16 protein-coding genes and 5 pseudogenes are annotated in these 19,878 nt (G+C 62.2%); 11 read left to right on the top strand and 10 right to left on the bottom strand.

Translation table 11 applies throughout. The annotated features are described in order from the left end of the window. The first annotated feature begins 149 nt into the window (after nucleotides 1-149). The 3 genes from K309_RS0124755 (at nucleotide 150) to K309_RS0124745 (ending at nucleotide 3,951) form a co-directional block, all read left to right on the top strand. A complete protein-coding gene (locus K309_RS0124755; RefSeq protein WP_029048904.1) occupies nucleotides 150-1,496 on the top strand; it encodes an MFS transporter in 1,347 nt (448 codons plus the stop codon). Between the two features lie 211 nt (nucleotides 1,497-1,707). Next, a complete protein-coding gene (locus K309_RS0124750) occupies nucleotides 1,708-2,709 on the top strand; it encodes an NAD(P)H-quinone oxidoreductase (RefSeq protein ID WP_035878342.1) in 1,002 nt (333 codons plus the stop codon). A 144-nt stretch (nucleotides 2,710-2,853) separates the two neighbouring features. Then, nucleotides 2,854-3,951, top strand: coding sequence for a porin (locus tag K309_RS0124745; protein WP_029048902.1), 1,098 nt, complete (start codon nucleotides 2,854-2,856; stop codon nucleotides 3,949-3,951). Nucleotides 3,952-4,327: 376 nt separating this feature from the next. Here the strand turns inward: K309_RS0124745 and K309_RS40330 are convergent. Next, a pseudogene (locus K309_RS40330) lies at nucleotides 4,328-4,599 on the bottom strand (IS701 family transposase); the annotation flags it as partial. 40 nt (nucleotides 4,600-4,639) lie between these two features. Continuing rightward, nucleotides 4,640-4,882: pseudogene (locus K309_RS43105) on the bottom strand (LysR family transcriptional regulator); the annotation flags it as partial. On the opposite strand from K309_RS43105, the pseudogene K309_RS37325 reads away from it, so the two are divergent. After that, nucleotides 4,883-5,272 (top strand): annotated as a pseudogene (locus K309_RS37325) (Bug family tripartite tricarboxylate transporter substrate binding protein); the annotation flags it as partial. It lies immediately after the preceding pseudogene. A gap of 127 nt (nucleotides 5,273-5,399) precedes the next feature. Here K309_RS37325 and K309_RS0124735 read toward each other — a convergent pair. After that, complete coding sequence (locus tag K309_RS0124735) at nucleotides 5,400-6,461, bottom strand: AraC family transcriptional regulator (RefSeq protein WP_369796500.1); 1,062 nt, start codon at nucleotides 6,459-6,461, stop codon at nucleotides 5,400-5,402. Between the two features lie 237 nt (nucleotides 6,462-6,698). On the opposite strand from K309_RS0124735, the gene K309_RS0124730 reads away from it, so the two are divergent. Further along, the gene (locus K309_RS0124730; RefSeq protein ID WP_029048900.1) at nucleotides 6,699-7,346 is read left to right on the top strand and encodes a DsbA family oxidoreductase; all 648 of its coding nucleotides are present in this window, start codon (nucleotides 6,699-6,701) and stop codon (nucleotides 7,344-7,346) included. 80 nt (nucleotides 7,347-7,426) lie between these two features. Here the strand turns inward: K309_RS0124730 and K309_RS0124725 are convergent, their stop codons facing one another. From K309_RS0124725 to K309_RS0124715, 3 genes are read right to left on the bottom strand one after another with little or no spacing between them, the layout of a single operon-like run. Then, nucleotides 7,427-7,996 carry an RBBP9/YdeN family alpha/beta hydrolase gene (locus K309_RS0124725; protein ID WP_029048899.1) on the bottom strand — a complete coding sequence of 190 codons (570 nt, stop codon included), beginning with the start codon at nucleotides 7,994-7,996 and terminating at the stop codon, nucleotides 7,427-7,429. A gap of 52 nt (nucleotides 7,997-8,048) precedes the next feature. Next, nucleotides 8,049-9,068 (bottom strand): NADPH:quinone reductase, encoded by a 1,020-nt coding sequence (locus K309_RS37320; protein ID WP_035878341.1) that lies wholly within the window; start codon nucleotides 9,066-9,068, stop codon nucleotides 8,049-8,051. A gap of 60 nt (nucleotides 9,069-9,128) precedes the next feature. After that, nucleotides 9,129-9,974 carry a TauD/TfdA dioxygenase family protein gene (locus K309_RS0124715; RefSeq protein ID WP_029048898.1) on the bottom strand — a complete coding sequence of 282 codons (846 nt, stop codon included), beginning with the start codon at nucleotides 9,972-9,974 and terminating at the stop codon, nucleotides 9,129-9,131. A gap of 216 nt (nucleotides 9,975-10,190) precedes the next feature. Between K309_RS0124715 and kce the strand changes: the two genes are divergently transcribed. Both kce and K309_RS0124705 read left to right on the top strand, forming a co-directional pair. Beyond that, a complete protein-coding gene (kce, locus tag K309_RS0124710; RefSeq protein ID WP_029048897.1) occupies nucleotides 10,191-11,126 on the top strand; it encodes a 3,5-dioxohexanoate:acetyl-CoA acetone transferase in 936 nt (311 codons plus the stop codon). Between the two features lie 41 nt (nucleotides 11,127-11,167). After that, complete coding sequence (locus tag K309_RS0124705; protein WP_029048896.1) at nucleotides 11,168-11,914, top strand: SDR family NAD(P)-dependent oxidoreductase; 747 nt, start codon at nucleotides 11,168-11,170, stop codon at nucleotides 11,912-11,914. Between the two features lie 271 nt (nucleotides 11,915-12,185). Here K309_RS0124705 and K309_RS0124700 read toward each other — a convergent pair whose 3' ends face one another. The 4 genes from K309_RS0124700 to K309_RS0124685 all read right to left on the bottom strand — a co-directional run bounded on the left by K309_RS0124700 (nucleotide 12,186) and on the right by K309_RS0124685 (nucleotide 16,867). Then, a complete protein-coding gene (locus K309_RS0124700; RefSeq protein WP_029048895.1) occupies nucleotides 12,186-13,346 on the bottom strand; it encodes a porin in 1,161 nt (386 codons plus the stop codon). Between the two features lie 227 nt (nucleotides 13,347-13,573). Next, on the bottom strand, nucleotides 13,574-14,566 hold the full coding sequence (locus tag K309_RS0124695; protein WP_029048894.1) for a Bug family tripartite tricarboxylate transporter substrate binding protein: 993 nt from the start codon (nucleotides 14,564-14,566) through the stop codon (nucleotides 13,574-13,576). 175 nt (nucleotides 14,567-14,741) lie between these two features. Next, entirely contained in the window at nucleotides 14,742-15,809 is a 1,068-nt protein-coding gene (locus K309_RS0124690; protein WP_029048893.1) for a beta-keto acid cleavage family enzyme, read from the bottom strand. A gap of 77 nt (nucleotides 15,810-15,886) precedes the next feature. After that, nucleotides 15,887-16,867, bottom strand: a complete 981-nt coding sequence (locus K309_RS0124685) for a quinone oxidoreductase family protein (RefSeq protein ID WP_029048892.1) — start codon at nucleotides 16,865-16,867, stop codon at nucleotides 15,887-15,889. 332 nt (nucleotides 16,868-17,199) lie between these two features. On the opposite strand from K309_RS0124685, the pseudogene K309_RS37315 reads away from it, so the two are divergent. From K309_RS37315 to K309_RS41910, 4 genes and pseudogenes are all read left to right on the top strand, one after another. After that, nucleotides 17,200-17,559 (top strand): annotated as a pseudogene (locus tag K309_RS37315) (ATP-binding cassette domain-containing protein); the annotation flags it as partial. Then, a pseudogene (locus tag K309_RS37310) lies at nucleotides 17,541-18,068 on the top strand (formimidoylglutamase); the annotation flags it as partial. The pseudogenes K309_RS37315 and K309_RS37310, both read left to right, overlap by 19 nt. 270 nt (nucleotides 18,069-18,338) lie before the next feature. Beyond that, entirely contained in the window at nucleotides 18,339-19,406 is a 1,068-nt protein-coding gene (locus K309_RS0124670; protein WP_029048890.1) for an extracellular catalytic domain type 2 short-chain-length polyhydroxyalkanoate depolymerase, read from the top strand. Between the two features lie 12 nt (nucleotides 19,407-19,418). Further along, entirely contained in the window at nucleotides 19,419-19,580 is a 162-nt protein-coding gene (locus tag K309_RS41910) for a hypothetical protein (protein ID WP_156914447.1), read from the top strand. Nucleotides 19,581-19,878: the final 298 nt, after the last annotated feature.

Raw genomic sequence — 19,878 nt, 5'->3', positions numbered from 1 at the left:
ATAAGGCTGGTGCGACGCATCCCGCCCCGGTGCCTCATTAGTTGGCGCCCCGCATTAGCAACTGAAGCCAATTCCAAACGCGAATAGACAGCGCGGGGGCGCTCGCACCCTCCAAAAAGAGCGCTCACAAGATATAGGGAGACACGGATATGGACATCCGACAAGCCATACACAGCCGTCCGATGCGATGGCAGCAGATTGCCGTGGTCGGCATCTGCATCATGCTGACCATGATCGACGGCTACGAGATCATCGTCATGCCCTTTGTCATGCCCCATTTAGCTAAGGCCTGGATGCTCTGCCCGGTAGAGGTCGGCTATCTGCTCAGTGCGAGCGTGCTGGGTATGGCGGTCGGTGCCGTGGTGATCTCGCCGCTGGCGGACCGCATTGGCCGGCGATCGCATATCCTGCTTTGCTTGCTGATGATCAGCGGCGGGATGCTGCTTTCCGCCCGCTCCGAGAAGCTGATAGAACTGATCCTGTTCCGTGCCTTCGCTGGACTCTTCATCGGCGGTGTCATCTCCAGTATCAACGTCCTGGTGTCGGAGTACAGCTCGGAGAAGCGCAGGGGTGTCGTAATGGGGCTCTACGGCATTGGGCTGCCGCTGGGATCCGCGCTCGCGGGCAGCGCCATTGCGCCGCTGGTTGCTCATTACGGCTGGCGCGGCCCGCTCGCCTTCGGCGGGCTTCTCACCCTGGCGATGATGGCCATCGTCTTCCCTCTGTTGCCGGAGTCCGTCTATTACCTGATCGAGCGGCGTCCCAAGCACGCACTGGAGAAGTACAACGAGATCGCCGAACGTCTAGGCTATCCGCGTGCCTCGGCCCTGCCAGCCCCCTCGCGCAGGGACGATGGGCCGGCCATCGCCGTGGCCGTGCGAGCGATCTTCGGCGGCGCCATGCTGCGTCGCACCGCCTATCTTTGGCTGGGCTATGCCGGACTGATCGCCGCCTTCTACTTTGCCAACACCTGGACCGCAAAACTGATCGCCGACGTGAGCGGAAGCCCGGCGCTTGGCATTCGCGTCGGTATGCTGATCATGATCGGCGGCGTCGCCGGCGCGCTTGTATTCGCCGCGCTCTCGCTCAAGCTGCGGCCGCTGCTGGTTACAGCCCTGATTTTGCTCGGCGGTGCTGTGGTCTATACGCTCTACGCCTCTCATTTCAAGAACCTCGACCTGGCGGTGCCACTCTCGGTACTGGTCGGGCTCGTCGCCAGCGGCGGCGTGGCCGCCTTCTACGCAGTCAGCCCGCAGATGTACCCCGCGATCGTGCGTGGCACCGCAGTCGGCCTGATGATCGGCTTCGGGCGCGCCGTCTCTGTGTTCGTGCCGGTCTGGACCGGGTACATGCTGACGCTAGGCTGGACGCCTTCTCTGCTTTACCGGCTGTTCGGCGGGGTGCTGGCGCTGGCCGCCGTTTTCATACTGCTTCTCCACCGGAGCTACAAGGCCGACGCGAGCGCGCTCGATCCCGTCGGCGTAGCCGGGAGATAAGAGAAACGGGGACGATGCCGGTACCGGCCGCCGCGGCCATCACCGGATCACCCCGCCGTCCTCGCCTGCTCAGGAGGCCCGGCTGTACATCTGCGCCGACCGGATGTCCCGTCCCGTCGGGCAATCAATGCCGCCCCCTGTAGTTACACATGACCGCTTGCGTAGCGATCAGGCCCCCTTTTTTTCCCACATTCTCATAAGCGAGGTAGACGTGAATGCTCCCGATAGCGTGCCAAAGCAGCAGATCGGCATCCTGATCACCGCCGCCGGCGGGCCCGACGTGCTGCTCCCGGTTGAATTGGCCGTGCCAGCCTGCGGTCCGGACGATGTGTTGATCCGGGTCGTCTGTGCCGGCGTGAACCGGCACGACGTCAATCAGCGCCGACGCGGACCGGACAACGTTCATAGCTCTGTGCCCGGCCTGGAGGTCTCCGGTGTCGTGGTTCGTATTGGCGAGCGAGTCGTCAACATCAAGATCGGCGACGAGGTCTGCGCGCTGGTCAATGGCGGCGGCTATGCCGAGTACGCGCTGGCCGATGCCCGACAAGTGCTGCCGGTACCGGCGGCAATGTCCCTACGCGATGCGGCAGCCCTGCCGGAGGCACTGTTCACGACGGTGCACAACTTCTTCAATGTGGCCAAACTCCAGCCAGGCGAGTCCGTCCTGATCCACGGCGGCACCAGTGGCGTCGGAACAATGGCGATTCAGATGCTGTCCTGGCTTGGCCACCGGGTGTACGCGACATGCGGCACCGACGACAAATGCGCCATGGCGGAATCGCTTGGCGCGTGGAAAGCGTTCAACTACCGCAACGCCCCATTTGAAAAGGATGTGCTGGCCGCGACGGACGGTAAAGGCGTCGACGTCATCCTGGACATGGCCGGCGCGATCTACGGCCGCCAGAACGTCGAAGCACTTGCCAGGAGAGGGCGCGTGGTGCATCTGTCGCCCGGCGGCAACGCCGACATCGCCTTTCCGCTGCGCGAACTGATGCGCAAGGAAGCGGTTGTTACAGGCTCTTTGCTGCGCCCCCTGCCGGATACAGAGAAGGCCGATATCGCCAGATGGCTGCATGCACGAGTATGGCCGGCCATGGGCACAACGATCAAGCCGATGATCGCGCGACGGCTCCCGCTGATGCAGGCCTGCGCCGCGCACGAAGCCCTCGAGCGAGGCGATGTCGCAGGAAAGATCCTGCTGGAAGTGCAATAGCGTCGGAACAGCAGGTTTCGGTCAGCAGGGATACGGCACGCCTGGCGTCTCGTCCCCTACGGCGCTGTACTGCTGCTTCCCTGCGGCCGCGAATGAATGGCAACCACCATTCCCATAGAAGAAAATCAACCACAGGAGAAATCTATGAAGTTCCGCTTGATCGCCGTCGCATGTGCGGTAATGCTGCCCGCCATGGCGCGCGCCCAAAGCAATGCGACCCTTTACGGTGTCATCGATACAGGGGTGGCATACGTCAACGGCATCGGGGCGAAACGTGATAGCTCGGCACTCATGCCCGGCATCACAGGCACCGTGCCGTCGCGTTGGGGGCTGCGGGGCGGCGAAGACCTCGGCGGCGGCAACAAAGCCATCTTCTGGCTGGAATCTGGCTTCGCCCCCGATAGCGGGACATCAAACCAGGGTGGGCGGCTCTTCGGCCGCCAAGCAATGGTCGGCCTTTCCGGAAACTGGGGCCAGGTCGCTCTGGGCCGGCAGTACACCATGCTGTTCTGGGCGATGATCGAGCCTGACGTCCTGGGACCGAACATCTTCGGCTCGGGCTCGATTGATAGCTATGTCCCCAATACGCGCGCCGACAACGCCGTGTCCTACAAAGGGACTTTCGGCGGCCTCACTGTCGGCGCGAGCTACAGCTTCGGCCGCGATACCGTGAATGCTGGCCCGAGTCCGGCCGGGACCAACTGCGCCGGCGAGAATCCCGCCGACAGCCGCGCCTGCCGCGAGTGGTCCGCCATACTGAAGTACGACGCGCCCACATGGAGCGTCGCGGTCGCCTACGACTCCCTGCGCGGCGGTCCCGGCGCCTTCGCCGGTCTCACACGGAGTTCGCTGACCGACGACCGACTTTCCGTCAATGGCTATTTCATGCTGGGTAAGGCTAAGATCGGCGGCGGCTGGCTGCGGCGCGACAATCAGGCGAGCACCTCTACGCCTGTCAGCGATCTCTTCTACGGCGGCGCCTCGTATCCCATCACGGCAGCGCTCAGCGTCGATGCCGAAGCGTTTTACCAGCGCTTTCATAACAGCGCCAACAAGGTATGGCTATTTGCGGGCCGAACCACCTACGCCTTCAGCAAGCGGACTTCGGTCTATGGCACCGCCGGCTATATCGCCAACGGCGGCAATCTCGCGCTCTCGGTCAATAGCGGTCAGGCTGGCACCAACCCTACTCCTGGGGCCAACCAGTTCGGCATCATGGCAGGGGTTAAGCACATTTTCTAACGGTGCTCGTCAAATGGATTGCACCTGATCCGAAGAGGAAACCGCACGGGGGATCTAGCAGTATGCGCCGAGGCTTACTCCCCAACTGTTGCATTCGCAGAACTCACGATAGTTTTGGCTTGCTGCTGCGTCCCGTTTGCGCTAGGTTTTCGCTTGTTCAGACACTGACAGGATGGGCTGCAGCTCTATATTCGGCCCTCTTGCAGCCGGTATCGCCGCTGCTGTCCCCTATGAAATACGCTGACCCGCGCCTCATTCGTACTGCGAGCTCAAGGCTCGTATTACCCCACAGGCTTAGTCTTACTGTGTCACAAATGTGATCGATCAGCCGGACGCGCAACATGGGCAAATGCCAAGGCTTCGCGTCAGGTGGAAGCTAGGTTGATGGCGGAGTGTGGTGATTGAATTTGTCACGTGGCGCTGCGCGCGCAGGGCTGCCACGGGGGATGTAATCAGCGGGAAGCGCAGGTATCTGGCGCTCGAGGAAGTTTTTTTATTCCCTTCGGACTTCACCGCAGCGAGTCGTTCGGCCATCAGGAAGCCATAGGCTGCGATGCTCGGCGTCGCATGATGGTGGAATCCGCGCCAGCCTCGAGCTTCATAGTGACCAAGACCGAGGTCTTGTTTCAAGTCCTGGTAATCGCGCTCATGGTTTTGCGCGAGGCCTCCGGGCTGGTTTGCTATCGGTTCATGCGTGCAACTCAGCGACGATGCGTTCCGCAAGAAAATCGCAGGGCGGCCGGTTCGACGTGACACTTCGCGCCAACACGATCTCGAGCGTGCCGATCTCAGGCAGACCCTGCGCAGCCCCGAGCAGCGTAAAGTCGGACGGCACTGCACACTGTGCCAGCGGGGTGATGGCAAGGCCGGCTCGGGCCATCGTCAGCAGGCCCGGCAGGCTGGGACTCTCATAGGAGGTGCGATACGCAATCTAGCCGGCGAGGTGTCGGTCGCCTTCGATCCGCTACTGGTTCCCATGCCGCACGTGAAGTCCGGCAAGATCAATGTCCTGGCCGTCGCTTCGGCCAAGCGCTGGCCGGGCGAGCCGAATATCCCGACCATGGAAGAGTCGGGCTTCCCGGGCTTCGTCATGAGCTTCTGGACGGGCCTGCTCGCGCCCGCCGGCACACCGGCGCCGGTGGTTGACCGCATGGCGAAGGAAATTGCCGCCGCAACGCGCAGCCCGGACGTGGCAAAGAAACTGACCGACCTCGGCTTCGTGCCCGTGGGCGGTAATTCCGAGGACTTCCGCAAACTGATCGAGCGCGATATCGCGCGCTATGGCCAGATCGTCAAGGCGGGAAAGATCACCCTCGACTGAGAGGCCTCACTGTGGGCGACGAGCGGGTAAGCGATGGCATTGCTGTCGCCCGCTCCCTGCGGGCCAGGCAAGCCACATCTTTGTTCTCTGTGCGGAACCGGCGCCACGCCGACCGGGAAGGCGCAGCCTATCGGGGCGCGGCGGCACTTGCAGCGCGGCTTTCCTTGGGACTACATCCGAACTGCGTCTGATACCAGCGCGAGAATCCGCTTGGCGCAGAAAAGCCGAGCAGCGTCGCCACCTCGGTAAATGGTCGATCGCTCTCGACGACATGACGCATTGCGAGTTCCACGCGGATGTCGTTGACGATCGATGAGAAGCTCTGCCCCTGCTCCGCCAGCCGGCGCTGGACCGTGCGGCAGACCACGCCGAGATTTTCCGCGACCTGCTCGACGCTGCAGCGCCCGCCGGGCAATAGCAGCAGGATCGTGCGCCGCACGTCGTCAAGCATGGTCGTCTGCCGCGCCGCGGCTGACTCGTCGATCAGACGCTGCGCGTAGCGCGCCATGGCCGGATCGGCCCACGGGTTGCGCGCATCGAGATCGGACTTTGCGCAGACGATGCCATTGAAATCGCAATTGAATGCGACGTTCGGGCCAAAGAACCGCTGGTGCGTACTGAGGTCGCGCGGGGCCGGGTGCTCGAAGCATACGCGCTGCGGCTGCCAGTCCGGCTTGATGAGCTGGCGTATCAGCCGCACCATGACCCCCAGTGCCAGTTCAACCCGTTGGCGTGTTGGCTGGTGTGCGCTGCCGGCGATCAGCACCTCGCGAATGATGACCCGTCCACCACACTCCTCGACTGCCAGCGACTTCGCGCCGTTGAGAATCGATTGGTAGCGCATCAACATGCCGAGCGCGTCGCGCAGCGTCGCCTGGTCGCGGATCAGCATGCCTACCGGTCCCAGGTTGGACAACAGGCGCGACTCGGCCATGCTCAATCCGAAACTCTCGTTGCCTGACAGCGTTGCAGAGATCTGGAGCAGCCGCCCGAAACGATCGACCTGAATCATGAGATCCGGCTCGCGCAGTACGCTCGGACTGATTCCGGCGTCAAACATCATCCGCAGCGGATCAAGCCCGCCGGCACGCGCAACTTCGCAGTAGTTGGTAAGGGCTGCGGCGCGGACAAGTAACGACGACATCAGGGGCTGACCAGAAAATGACAGCCCATGGTAAATCGCAGTCATGCATTGTCAAGCGGGACTAACCCGCACGAAACGCCGGTCACCAGCCACTGACATGATCGATCGTGGCGCTACACCATCAGTGTCTTCTCCGAATCCGCAACGATGTGATCCATTGTTTCCTGCGGCAGTGGCGGCTGTCACAAAAGGCCAAGTGCCTGGCACCTGATGCAAAGCGTGAAGTATTGCCATGCAGGATGATCTGCCATGGGAAAAATGCTCACTCACAGGAAAAAGGAAATGACTCAAGCACTCCGGATCGACTTTGTCTCTGATATTGCCTGCCCGTGGTGTGCCATCGGCTTGTCGTCGCTCAAGCACGCGTTGGAGCAACTCGGGGACGAAGTGGATGCCGAAGTCGTCGTGCGTTCGTTCGAACTGAACCCGGATATGCCGCCGGAAGGCCAGACCCTTCTCGACTACGCGAGCAAGAAGAATGGCAGTACCGCTACGCAAGTCGCCGAGAGGCAGGCGCTGATACGCGAACGCGGCGCAAGCGCTGGTTTCGACTTCGCTCCCAGGACCCATGTCTACAACACCTTCGACGGACATCGGCTGCTGCATTGGGCCGGCACGCAGGGCAAGACGCTGGCGCTCAAGGAGGCGCTGCTGAAGGCATATCACGGTAACGGCAAGGACCCCAGCAATCACGAGGTGTTGCTGGAAGCGGTCCAATCTGTGGGGCTCGATGCCGCCCAGGCGCGGCGCGTGCTTGAGGGCAGCGAGTATGTTGATGAGGTGCGCCGCGAAGTGGCGGAGTTCCGGTCGATGGGTATCAGCTCCGTGCCGTCGATCCTCTTCGACAACCGCTACCTTGTCACGGGCGGACAGCCGGCCGAGGCCTTTGTGCAGATCATCCGCGACGTGCTGGCGAAGCGGCAAGGCTGACGGCTGCGAACATCGCGGCATCGGACCGGTCAGGCGCTCGATGAGCGGGCCCAGCTACCAGCACCGGGCCGCGCCTCTGCTCAGAGTTCCCGAACGAGTTCCTCTGCCAGCGGCCACGTTCCATAGCCATCCACCGGTCCCAGATGTCCGACTTCCCCGGCATCGACGAACCGGCTGCCCCAGGCCTGCGCCATCTCGCGGATTCGTTCGAACTTGCCAAGCGGATCATTGCGGCTCGCGACCACGATGCTGGGGAATTTCAGGGGCCGCCGCGGAATCGGGGTCCATCCCTCATCCGCCAGCGTCTGCGGATCCGCGTATCCGGGCGGCAACGGGCTATCGAAGTCGGCCGGCGCGGCAAGCAATACGCCCTGCACCGCGCACTGCGTCTCCTGTGCCCAGTGAACGGTGATCAGGCAGCCCACGCTATGGCCAACGAGAATGACCGGCCCCGAGATGCTGCTGACGACACGTTCGAGGTTCTCCACCCTGGCACGGCGCAACCTCTTGTCGTGATCAATCTGTGGCACGATGCGCACCGCTCTTCCCTGCTGCTGCAAGCGTTCTGCCAACAGCGACTGCCAGTGCTCCGGCATGTGGTCGCGAAAGCCGGGAACAATCACAACCGTTGGTTGATTTCCAGATGTCATGAGCGTTGTATTCCTCGTTTGGTTTGAAGACGCGTGAGTACAGACACAGCCGTCAGCGAGCACGGTCAGTGTCGGCCTGCGCCGTATCACATCGAACAACAACGGTGCCCAGCTTGCTGCCCGCTTCGACAGCCTGGTGAGCCTTCACGGTGTCTCGCAAGTCGAACACGCTGTCGACGGCGTGAATGGCATCCGGGACGTCATGCATCCAGCGCGACAAGCCTTCCTGCGCGATCCAGCGCATCTCATAGGGCAAGCCCGGCAGATAGAGTCCCTGCAGGCAGAGGTTCTTGCGAATCAGCGTGACCAAGGGCAACGCCTGCTCGAGGCCGGCACCGCTGGCATACGAGACCCATTGCGCATGATTGGCGGCTACCTGAAAGCACAGCCCCGAATTGTCGATGGCATTGACATCGACTATGTGGTCAACGCCTTGCCCGTGAGTGGCATCGAGAATCCGCTGCGCGGCATCCGGTGCGAGGTAGTCGATCACTGCATCCGCGCCGCCAGCTGCAGCGTGGGCGGCCTTGCGTTCGGAGCTGGTGGTGGCAATGACATGCGCCCCGCCCCACTTGGCGAGTTGCACAGCGTAGTGCCCAACAGCTCCCGCACCGCCGGTAATGAGCACGTACTTGCCCTGGATGGCTCCGCGCTGGAACAGGCTGATATAGGCCGTCATCGCCGGAATGCCCAGACAGGCACCCTGTGCGAAGTCAAGATGCTCGGGCAGTGGCGAGGTCAACTCGTGCGGCACGCAGATGTACTCGGCCGCCGTACCGAACGGACGCCCGCGCTGCCCGAAATGCAGCCAGACCCGCGTGCCCAGCATCTTCTGATCGACGCCGTGCCCCAACTTGTCGATCACACCCGCGCCATCGCTATTCGGAATGATGCGCGGGAACTCCATGCCACCATGCATGCGTCCCGCTCGCCGTTTTGCATCGGCCGGGTTAACGGCCGACGCATGGAGCCGCACGCGGACTTCGCCGGGGGCCGGTTGCGGCGTGGGCAGATCGCCGAATGCCAATACGTCTTCCGCCCGCCCTTGTCTTTCGTACCAGATCGCCTTCATGGTGCCCTTGTCCCGCCGCGCGTTGCGCGCAACAAGTCGTTCTGCCAGCCTGGCGTCGAATCAGTACGGGATATCACCGACAATGCCCGCGCGCTCCATCTTGCGCGGCGCCGGATAGTAGTCGTTGACGGCATAGTGCTGCGTGCTACGGTTGTCCCAGACCGCAACGTCGCCCTCCTGCCAGGCCCAGCGCACCTGGTATTCGGGAATGGTGGCGCGGCTGGTCAGGTAGTTGAGCAGCAGGGAGGCTCCTGGCGACTTGTCGATGCCGTGGCGCACATTGTCCGGCGTGCTGTAGTTGGTGAAGTGCGTCGTGAACGAGGCACCGACGAACAGGATCTTCTCCCCGGTCTCCGGATGGGTGCGCACCACCGGATGTTCCACCGGAGGATGATCCTGGGCCAGCTTGGCGCGGTTCTCCGGCGTCATGACTGCGCCGAAGCTGTGTTCGATACTGGCCCTGGCGCGTAGCCCGTCGATCTTCTTCTTGATGTCATCGGGCAGTTCCTCGTACGCCTTCACCATATTGACCCAGATGGTGTCGCCGCCGATCTCGGGACATTCCAGGCAGCGCAGCACTGCGCCCATGGCCGGATTGGGACGCCACAGGCCGTCGCAGTGATAGCTGTTCTCGAAGCTGTGCGGGTTGTCGCTGCGGTAGACCTTCACGAGGCCCGGGTGATCGGGAACGCTGCCGACAACCGGATGGTCTTCGAGCTTGCCGAAGCCGCTTGCGAAGGCCACGTGATCGGCACGGGTGATCTCCTGCTTGCGAAAGAAGAGCACCCGGTGCTTGAGCAGCGCCGCCCTGATCTCGGCGAAACGTGCCGGATCGCGTGCCGCCTCGCCAAGGTTCACGCCGGAAATCTCGGCACCAATGGCGGGGGTGATTTGCCTGATCTTCATTGCTGTGTCTCCTGCAGTCCGGTTGATTCCGTCTGTCCGACTTTCTGGTGGCCCAGTATCTGGCGTTCCAGGCTTCCACGCTTACTCGGCGAGGACATTCACTTACCAATTAGCGACATTGCGGGCGCCGTTGCGGCAAGCGACGGCAATGTTTCGTAGCATGGCAACGTCGCACGAAGCCGTGCATTCCCAGCCAAAGCGCGAAGGGCATCCACCATGGCAGCACCACAGAACAAAGTGATCGTCACGTGCGCCGTGACGGGCGGTATTCACACCCCGACGATGTCGCCTCATCTCCCCATTACCGCCAGGGAGATCGAAGACGAGTCCGTTGCGGCTGCAGAGGCCGGCGCCGCAATCGTCCATCTCCATGCGCGCAGGCCGGAGAATGGCCAGCCATCACAGGATCCCGCGCTTTTCCGCGAGTTTCTTCCCCGGATCGCAGCGCGTTCCGACGTCGTGATCAATCTCACGACGGGCGGCGCCCCCAACATGCTTGTGGAGGAACGCCTGCAACCGGCGCTGCAGCTCAAGCCGGAAGTTGCCTCGTTGAACATGGGCTCGATGAACTTCGGCCTCTATCCGATGCTCGCCCGGCACGAGACCTTCAAGTACGACTGGGAACGCCCTTACCTCGAGGGCTCCGAAGACCGCGTCTTCCGCAATACGTTCAAGGAGATCCGCTACATCCTCGAATCCTGTGCCGGCAACGGCACGCGCTTCGAGATCGAGTGCTACGACACCAGCCATCTCTACACCGCAGCGCATTTCATCGACCGAGGCATCCTCAAGCCGCCCTTCTTCATCCAGTCCGTATTCGGCCTGCTCGGCGGTATCGGCACGCACCCCGACGATGTCATGCATATGCGCCGCACCGCGGAGCGCCTGTTTGGCAAGGACTACTACTGGTCCGTGCTTGGCGCCGGCCGAAGCCAGATGCCGATTGCCTCGATGGCCGCTGCCATGGGCGGAAACGTTCGCGTCGGCCTGGAGGATTCGCTGTGGGAAGACCGGGGCCGGCTGTCCACCAGTAACGCCGATCAGGTCAAGCGTGTTGTCGGCATTCTGAAATCACTGAACCTCGAGGTGGCCACGCCTGACGAGGCCCGCGACATGCTTCAGCTGAAGGGCCGGGACGCTGTCGCGTTCTGATTGGTCGAATCGCTTCTCTTCACTCACTCCAGGAAATTCCCATGTCTCATCCTGTTGTCCTGATCACCGGTGCCACCGCAGGCATCGGCCGCGCGACAGCGCTTGCCTTCGCAGCCAAAGGTGCGCGGCTGGTCTGCTCCGGGCGGAATGCCGCTGCCGGAGACGCCCTCGTTTCGGAACTCCGGCAAATGGGCGCGGAAGCGGACTTCCTCGCGGCCGACATCAGCCGTGAAGACGATGTCATCCGTCTTGTCAGGCATGCCGTCGAACGCTTTGGATCCCTCGATACTGCCGTGAACAGTGCCGGAACGGAAGGAACACCGGGATCGATCGTCGAGCAAACAGTCGCGTCGTACACGACGACTTTCGATGCGAATGTCCTTGGTACGTTCCTCTGCATGAAGCACGAACTACAGGCGATGATCCCGCAAAAGCGTGGGGCGATTGTCAATCTCTCCTCCACGATGGGCAGCCGCGGCAACCCGCGAAATCCGATGTATGTGGCCAGCAAGCACGCGGTCGAGGGCCTTACCAAGTCGGCTGCGCTCGATGCCATCCAATCGAATGTCCGCGTCAACGCCGTGGCGCCAGGCCCGATCGAAACGGCCATGCTCGGCCGCATTGCCGGTGGCGAGGATCGGATAGCGTCCGTCGCAGCAACGATCCCCGCAGGACGCGTCGGCACGCCGGAAGAAGTGGCTGATGCGATCGTCTTCCTGGCATCCGACCAATCGACGTACATCACGGGCCAGATCCTTCACGTAAACGGCGGGAAGACTGCTGCGTAAGCTGCCTGTCTCAAGGCGTCGTCACGCACCAAAGCATCAAGGAGAGGCGCAATCACAGTCCTGCGCCGCTTCGTCCCTCGCGTGGTTCGTCCAAGGCAGACCACAGCCGCGCATCCCCTGAAACCCGCATCATCAAAAAAGGACAAAGGTTCCACAGGGGCTACCTGTCGAACCTTTGAAACCGGAAATGCCGAGGAAAGTGCCAGGCTGGCATCGGCCTGGCATCGGCATTTCCGGTGGAACTCATGCCGCTTGCGCTTCAGAGCCGCCCTCAGAACACGTGGCGGATACCCACCGCGGCGCCAAACATCGAGCTTTGGCCATTGGAGAGCGTGTAGTTGTTGACCGTAAGGCTGGTCGCATAATTGCTCGCTGCCGATTCCATCGCCAGGCCGGCGTTCTTTGCATAGGCCATGGTCAGATAGATGTCTGTCCGCTTCGAGAGCGAGTAGTCGGCAATCAGCGCGACCTGCCAGGGATTGGCAACGTGCGCATTACCGCCGAGGCTCTTCACGTTCTGATAGTCATACTCGAGCGTGAAGTCGAGTGCAGGAGAGAACCGGTACTGACCGCCAATCCAATAGAAATCGTCACGCAGGGTCACGACATCGTTCTGGTTCTTGTTCTGGCCCCAACGATAGCCGCCCATGATCTTCGCCGTGCCATTGATGGCGTAGCTGCCCATGACGGCCGCCTTCCTGAAGGTACCGCTGCCGGTGCCGATCGTCGGATTCCATTGATCATAGGCAACGCCTGCCCCAAACGGCCCGGCGAGATAGCTCAAGCCAACACCATAGGCCGTGTCGCGGCGATACTGCCCCGGCACCTCGCCATTGCCACCGGCGGCTGGAACGCTTGCGATCACTTGCGGGAGCGTCGTCCCTACGCCGAACGACATGTTGGCCTGTGCCGTGAGGCCGCCGAACACGCCGACGTACTTCAGCGCATTGTCCTCGCGGAAGTTGCCACCGGCGATCACGCCAACGGGTTCATACTGAGTGGCATATCGAGCCGGAATGAAGTTGGCCAGCGTAGAGAACATCGAATGGTATTGCCGGCCGAAGGTGAGCTGCCCATATTGCGAGCTAAGACCCACAAAGGCCTGGCGCCCAAACAAACGGCCGCCTTGCTGCGACGTGCCAGTATCGAGATTGAAGCCGCTTTCCAGAACGAAGATGGACTTCATCCCGGCGCCCAGATCTTCCGTGCCGCGAAGACCCCAACGCGAGCCGGAGTACCCACCGGAGTTCTCACGGACGACGCTATGGCCGGCACCCGACTGGAAGCCGTTGGCGGCCGACGGCACGGCGGCGCCGACGCGGTTGACGTACTCTACGTTGATATCTGCCACACCATACAAGGTCACGCCGGATTGCGCGCTCGCTGCCCCACACGCACTGACGGCGGCCAGGGCAAGAATCTTTCTTTTCACCAGAACTCCTCCACGCTCATTGTTATCGTCTTCAACCTGGTGGCGCGCGAATGCCAAGAGGTCAAAGCGTTTCGAAGGGACGAATCGAGATTCGATTTCCTCCCTATGCGCAGAACAGCCGCGCATGTGCAGGGACGAGCGCGACCCCTCCCCTCTTGGGTGAGCGATTGCGCTTCGTCCGGTTTTAGAGCTTGAATTTGCTGCGGGTCTGCAGCGGAATCAGAGCGTTAATCGATCTGAATGCCCGCATCGGTCGCGATCTTCGACCAGAGTTGCAGGTCGTGGCTGACCAGGTCGCGGAACTGCTCGGGGGTCTTCGAAGGAGGCGGCCCGAAGTTCATGGTTTTCATCGTGGCGGCGACATCGGGAGACTTCTGGACCTTGTTGATCTCATCGGCCAGCCGCTTCAGGATCGCCGGGCTGGTTCCCGCTGGTGCGAAGACGCCGAACCAGCCCACCGCATCGAACTTGTAGCCCTGTTCACCCATGGTTTTGACATCCGGCAGTTGCGGTGCACGCGCATTGCCGGCAATGGCGATGGCCCGGACCTTGCCGGAACGCAGGAACGGCATGGGCGCGCCCGGATCGGTCCAGCCGATCTTCACGACACCCGAGGCGAGGTCGGTCAACAACTGATTCGAAGTCCGGTACGGGACGTGATCGGTCTTCATGCCGGTCTGCTTCTTGAGCCACTCCATCGTCAGTTGCCCGGACGAGCCCGTGGACCACGTGGCGTATCCGTACTTGTCCGGGTTCGCCTTCAGGAACTGGATCAGCTCCGGCAGGTTGTGAACCGGCAGATCGTTGCTCACCAGCAGCACCACCCCACCCTCCGCCGTTTCGGCGATCGGTACAAGGCTCTTCTTCGGATCGTAGGGGATGGTCTTCAACACGGCCGGGGCGATGACCATGTTCGATGCCGTGGTGTAAAGCAGCGTGTATCCGTCGGACGGCGCCTTGACGACAACATTGGTCCCGACCACGCCACTGCCGCCCGGCCGGTTGTCAACGACGACCGGTTGCTTCAAGGCTACCGACAGCCGTTGCGCCATCAGGCGTGCCAGGGAATCGGTTCCCGAGCCTGCCGATGATGCGACGACCATCTGGATCGGGCGCGCGGGCCAGGCATCTTCCGCGCGCACCGCCGCGGACGCGCACAATGCCACAAGCGCTACCGTGCCCAGCGTGGCCGCAAGCGGTTTTTGCATTCGAAATGTCATTGTCACCCTCCATATAGTTCTTCTGTTGGCGATCGCTCTACCTGCGCTATTTCCAGATGCATCGCCCTGGCCGCACAGCCACGCCAACTACAAAGCCCACGCAGCCCGACGCGGGATGAGCAACGCTGACGCGGAGCTCGGCGCATGAAGAGGCTGCGTGAACCGTTGTCTAAGCTCAGGCCGGCAGGTTCTCGTGCTTGCGCAGGAAACCCTGGTGGCCACCGTTGCGATTCGGCGCGAAGCCGTTGGCCTGGAGCGTTTCTTCCACGGTGTCATAGAACACGCCGAGCTTCAGGATCTCGCGCGTCTGCTGCGCCGTTGCGATGGGGCGACCGAATTCGCGGGCAATGCGCACCAGTTGCTTGATCTGCTCGACCGAACTCATCTTGCCCGTGCGGGACTGGTTCCAGAGCACATCTTCGATGCCGCATCGTACATGCAGGCCCAGGGCCATGCCGATCATGTTGATGGGCAGCACATTGAGCACCGAGCTTTCCACCGTGACCACCGCGCCATCGGGTACCGCACGCAGCATATTGGCCAGGTTGTAGATGTTCGCCTGGTCCATGCCACCGCTGATCGCCACCCAGTTCATCACCAGCGGGCCCTTGTAGACGCCGCGGCGGATCATGCGCTCGATGGTTTCGAAGCTGTTGATGTTGTAGACCTGGAACTCGCTCTGGATGCCGGCGGCCGTGAGGCGTCGGATGTGTTCCTCGGCCCAGCTGGGATTCGAGGGCACGATCATGTCCTTGTACGTGTCGTACAGATGCGGGAATCCGCGCGACACGCCCTTGAAGTCGTCCAGGCCGGCATGCTCCGTGACGTTCATCTGCGTCGTGTTGACGGTCACCGTGACCTGGTCCGGCTTTGGATCGAGTTCGGCCAGCATATGCCGCGTGTCATCGCTGAGCCATTTGGCGGCCTGGCCCTCTTCGGGCGCGAAGCTGATGGAGCCACCCACCTGGATCACCATGTCGGGCACGGCTTTGCGCACCCCGGCAATCAGCTCGTTGAACATGGACAGGCGCTTGCTGCCCTTGCCATCGGCTTCGCGCACATGCAGATGCAGCACCCGGGCGCCGGCTTCGTAGCAATCCACCGCCTTCTGGATCTGTTCTTCCATGGTGACCGGGATATCTTCCGGGAAGTCCGAAGGAATCCAGCCCGGCGCATACGGAGCAGCCGTAATGATCAGCGGTTGCTGGTTCTCGGGATACAGGTGGCCGTCAAGGAAGTTCATGGTGATGGGTCTCCAGGATGAATCGTGAATATTGAGAAGGTCGAATTGGATAAGCGCGTTTCCCGGGCGGGAAACCGTCAAATCACAAAGATGGACGAGCCCGTGGTCTTTCGGGCCTCGAGGTCGCGGTGTGCCTGCACGGCATCTTCCAGCGCATAGCGCTGATTGATCTCGATGCGGATGCGGCCTGCCGCCACATGGCCGAACAGTTCATCGACCAGCTCCGCCTTTTCGGCGGGATCGGCGATGTAGTCGGCAAGACCCGGACGCGTCAGGTATGCCGAGCCTTTGCGGGCCAGGATGGCCGGATCGAAGCCGGTGACGGGGCCAGAAGCGAACCCCACGCACACCAGCAGGCCGCGGCGCTTGAGCGAGTCCAGCGAGGCCATGAAGGTGTCCTTGCCCACGCTGTCAAACACCACGGAGACGCCCACGCCATCCGTCAGTTCGCGCACGCGCTTGGCCACATCCTCATGGCTGTAGTTGATCGTGTAATCGCAGCCATGGGCGCGCGCCACTTCGGCCTTGGCATCGGTAGACACCGTTCCGATCACGGTCAGCCCCAGCAGCTTGGCCCATTGCGAAATGATCAGGCCGACGCCACCCGCCGCGGCGTGCAGCAGAATGGTGTCGCCGGCCTTGAACGGCCAGATCCGGCGCATCAGGTAAGAGGCTGACAAGCCCCGCATGGTCATTGCCGCGGCGGCTTCACAACTAATTTCCGGCGGCAGCTTGATCAGCGGCGCGGCAGAGATCAGGCGCTCGGTGCTGTAGGCGCCGAGCGTGTTGGTGAAGCCCGTATAAGTCACCCGGTCGCCAACCGTCAGATGGGTGACGCCGGGCCCGACGGCTTCGACCACGCCGGCGGCCTCATTGCCGATGCCGCTAGGCAGTGGGACCTGATACGTGCCGCTGCGGAAATAGGTGTCAGCAAAGTTCAGTCCTACGGCCACGTGACGGATGCGGACCTCTCCCTGTCCCGGCTCGCCAACGTTGGCGTCTTCAAAACGAAGAACTTCGGGGCCGCCCGTTTCGTAAATCCTCACGACTTTCGCCATGTCGTCTCCTGTCTTCTGTCGAATATGAACGTGCACCTGCAGCTTGCGGATCGGGCTCGCCGCAGGGACAACCTGTGTGGCGAATCATCGGGTCTGACCTGGTTTTCCGCTTTCCCGTATGCGTCTGGCGCTTTCCCTTATCTGACAGGGAAGGATCCGCCAGGAGGAGATGCGCGTGGTGAGAGTCTTGCGGTACACCGAGGCGCGCAGCGGCGTTTCGGGCGCTTCGCCGACGAATCTGCGCGTTTTAAGGGTTATCCCTTGGTCATCATTCCCATTTTCCGGGACTCGATGTTTTGATGAATGAGCGATTCCGCAATCATCCGGATCCGGAACACGAGCTGAACCAGTTGCGCACCGATGTGGGCATGGCGTTCGAGTCGTTCAATTTTTTCCCTCACCTGTCGGTGCTGCACAACGTCACGGTGGGCCCGCGCATGCTGCGCGGTGCTTCGCGCGAAGAAGCCGAACGCAAGGCGATGAGCCTGCTCGGGAAAGTCGGCCTTGCGCACAAGGCGCACGCCATGCCCGCCAGCTTGTCGGGTGGCCAGAAGCAGCGCGTTACCATTGCGCGCGCCCTGGCCATGGAGCCGCGCGTGATGCTGTTCGACGAACCCACCTCGGCGCTGGACCTGGAACTGGTCGGCGAAGTGCTGCAGGTGATGAAGGTGCTGATGCACGGAACGATGACGGGCGCCTGCTCATCATCAATATCGATGCCCACTTCGACCTGCGCACCAGCCGGCCCGCAAGCTCCGGCACGCCGTTCGACCAGATCGCCAATGCGTGCGCGGAGCGCGGCCAGCCGTTCGATTATGTCTGCCTGGGCGTCAGCCGCCTGAGCAACACGCCGGCGCTCTTCAGCCGCGCCGATGCGCTGGGCGTCAGCTACGTGGAAGACGTCGACTTGCAGGAGCGCCACCTGGCATCGCGTCTCGCGGAACTGGCGGCGTGCATCGATGCCACGGACCACGTGTACCTGACCATCGACCTCGACGCCTTGCCGGCGGCCGTGATGCCGGGCGTGTCGGCGCCTGCCGCCTACGGCGTGCCGTTGTCGGTGGTGGAGGAAGTCGCCCTGCTCGCGCGCCGCAGCGGCAAGCTGCGCGCGGCAGACCTGGCGGAATACAACCCGCATTACGACCGGGACAATCAGGGCGCGCGCGTGGCGGCGCGGCTGGCCTGGCGGTGGTTGGGCTGAGGGCCTGGCGGGACGTCACGGCTCTCGCGACGAGGGCTCTTGCAGCTTTCCGATACTCGCCTAACCGGCCGCCATGACAGCGGCATGACCCGCCCCCGAAAATTTGTGTGGCACCGCCTTTGAAGCTGGACTACCATTGCAATGGTGCATTGCACCATTTCGGTACCGTGTTCGGCAACTCAGGCATGACAGGAGTCCTCGTGCCTGAGGCCAGAGCCGCAGCGCGGTCATGCCTGTGCCAGACAAATATTCGAAGAGGGAGGCGTTGACATGGCAGGTGATATGGATGGCGAAGTCGTAAAACTGGGCGCATATAACGTCAAAAAGGGCGAAAGCTCCGTTTCGGGGCTTTCCTCGGGCGCATTCATGACAGTCCAGCTTCATATGGCCCACTCGTCGAGCTTTTGCGGCGCAGGGGTGATTGCCGGCGGCCCGTACCGTTGCGCCGAATCTTTCCGGGCGGCATCCGCGGTAGGCGAAGACGCGTATGAGCTGAACGCCCTCCATCTATGTATGAATCCGCTGGTGCCACAGAACGCACCCAACGCCAACCGCCTCGCCGAACTTGCACGGCAAACCGCGCGCGACGGTCTCATCGACGAGATCACGAACCTTGCCGGGCATCGGCTTTATATTTTTACCGGCAGCAAGGACAGCGTGGTGTATTCGAGCGTGGTGGCACGCACGCGCGATTTCTACCACCTGCTTGGCGTGAGCACGACCGACATCCACTACGATGACAGCGTGCCGGCTGGCCACTCGATTATCACCGGGAATGCCGAGGATTCACCGCTGGAAACGAATCAGCCGCCCTACATCAACAACGGCGGATTCATCCAGTCGCACAGTATCCTGCAGCATATCTACGGCAACCTTGCTGCGCCTTCAGACCGCCTGAGCGGCCGCCTGATGCGATTCGACCAGACCGAATTCTTTGGCAACGAGCCGCGCGCCAGCATGAGCAAGTACGGCTACGCCTATGTACCGCAGGCGGTGGCCGAAGGCGCCGAGGCGCGCGTCCATATCGTCCTGCATGGTTGCAAGCAAGGCTACAACTACATCGACTTCACGTTCGGGCAGTCAGACTTCGCCAGCCAGCCGCCCTATGGCAACCGGTATATCACCACGACCGGCTACAACAGCATTGCCGACAGCAACAACATCATCGTGCTGTACCCGCAAGCCGAGGGCACCGATGACAGCCTCACGCAGAACCCCGATGGGTGCTGGGACTGGTGGGGATATACCTGCGCGGACGCCGAACGGCCCGATTACTATTCCCGCGAAGCCATCCAGATCAAGGCCATCCACGGCATGCTCAGCCGGCTTGGCGGTTAAGGGAGACAAAAAATGGCTGGAATCATGATGAGCCCGAAGGAACCCGCGCCAAGCGCGCACGACGTCAAAGCCGCACAGGCGCTGCATCATGCGCTGTTGCAGACACCGCCGGCGGCTGCGCAGCGGGCCCTGTGCATAAGCAGCTTTCGTGATGCCGAAAGCGCGGGGATTTGAGCAAGAACGGTGATGGACGCTGGAGGGGTTCCCTCAGGGAGCGTGCACGCACGCGCCTGAGGGAAGATGTCGCCTTTATTGTGTCGAGCAATGAAGGAGACCTCAGCAGTGTGCCATGCCTTGCTACAAACGCCGGCGTTTTTTGCCCTGTTACGCCGGATCGACGAAGACCTGATGACGGTGGCGCGGGACAGGGGCTGCTGCCATTGCAGCTCTGTGCTGCACAGTGCCAACTATCCGCGTAAGCCACGGGGATGCCCACCGGCAGCACACCCGGACTGCGCTACGCGCCTGAGCC

It is taken from the genome of Cupriavidus phytohabitans, assembly GCF_000426345.1.
Classification (GTDB): domain Bacteria; phylum Pseudomonadota; class Gammaproteobacteria; order Burkholderiales; family Burkholderiaceae; genus Cupriavidus.
This window is presented reverse-complemented; position numbering and strand designations above follow the sequence as displayed.

Excerpts from the sequence above, each read along its gene's own strand:
- K309_RS0124725 (WP_029048899.1), bottom strand. The coding sequence starts at position 7,996 with ATGACATCTGGAAATCAACCAACGGTTGTGATTGTTCCCGGCTTTCGC.
- K309_RS0124690 (WP_029048893.1), bottom strand. The coding sequence starts at position 15,809 with ATGAACTTCCTTGACGGCCACCTGTATCCCGAGAACCAGCAACCGCTG.
- K309_RS0124735 (WP_369796500.1), bottom strand. The coding sequence starts at position 6,461 with ATGACTGCGATTTACCATGGGCTGTCATTTTCTGGTCAGCCCCTGATG.
- K309_RS0124670 (WP_029048890.1), top strand. The coding sequence starts at position 18,339 with ATGGCAGGTGATATGGATGGCGAAGTCGTAAAACTGGGCGCATATAAC.
- K309_RS0124745 (WP_029048902.1), top strand. The coding sequence starts at position 2,854 with ATGAAGTTCCGCTTGATCGCCGTCGCATGTGCGGTAATGCTGCCCGCC.
- K309_RS0124715 (WP_029048898.1), bottom strand. The coding sequence starts at position 9,974 with ATGAAGATCAGGCAAATCACCCCCGCCATTGGTGCCGAGATTTCCGGC.
- K309_RS0124755 (WP_029048904.1), top strand. The coding sequence starts at position 150 with ATGGACATCCGACAAGCCATACACAGCCGTCCGATGCGATGGCAGCAG.
- K309_RS37320 (WP_035878341.1), bottom strand. The coding sequence starts at position 9,068 with ATGAAGGCGATCTGGTACGAAAGACAAGGGCGGGCGGAAGACGTATTG.
- K309_RS0124685 (WP_029048892.1), bottom strand. The coding sequence starts at position 16,867 with ATGGCGAAAGTCGTGAGGATTTACGAAACGGGCGGCCCCGAAGTTCTT.
- K309_RS0124705 (WP_029048896.1), top strand. The coding sequence starts at position 11,168 with ATGTCTCATCCTGTTGTCCTGATCACCGGTGCCACCGCAGGCATCGGC.
- K309_RS41910 (WP_156914447.1), top strand. The coding sequence starts at position 19,419 with ATGGCTGGAATCATGATGAGCCCGAAGGAACCCGCGCCAAGCGCGCAC.
- K309_RS0124730 (WP_029048900.1), top strand. The coding sequence starts at position 6,699 with ATGACTCAAGCACTCCGGATCGACTTTGTCTCTGATATTGCCTGCCCG.
- K309_RS0124695 (WP_029048894.1), bottom strand. The coding sequence starts at position 14,566 with ATGACATTTCGAATGCAAAAACCGCTTGCGGCCACGCTGGGCACGGTA.
- kce (WP_029048897.1), top strand. The coding sequence starts at position 10,191 with ATGGCAGCACCACAGAACAAAGTGATCGTCACGTGCGCCGTGACGGGC.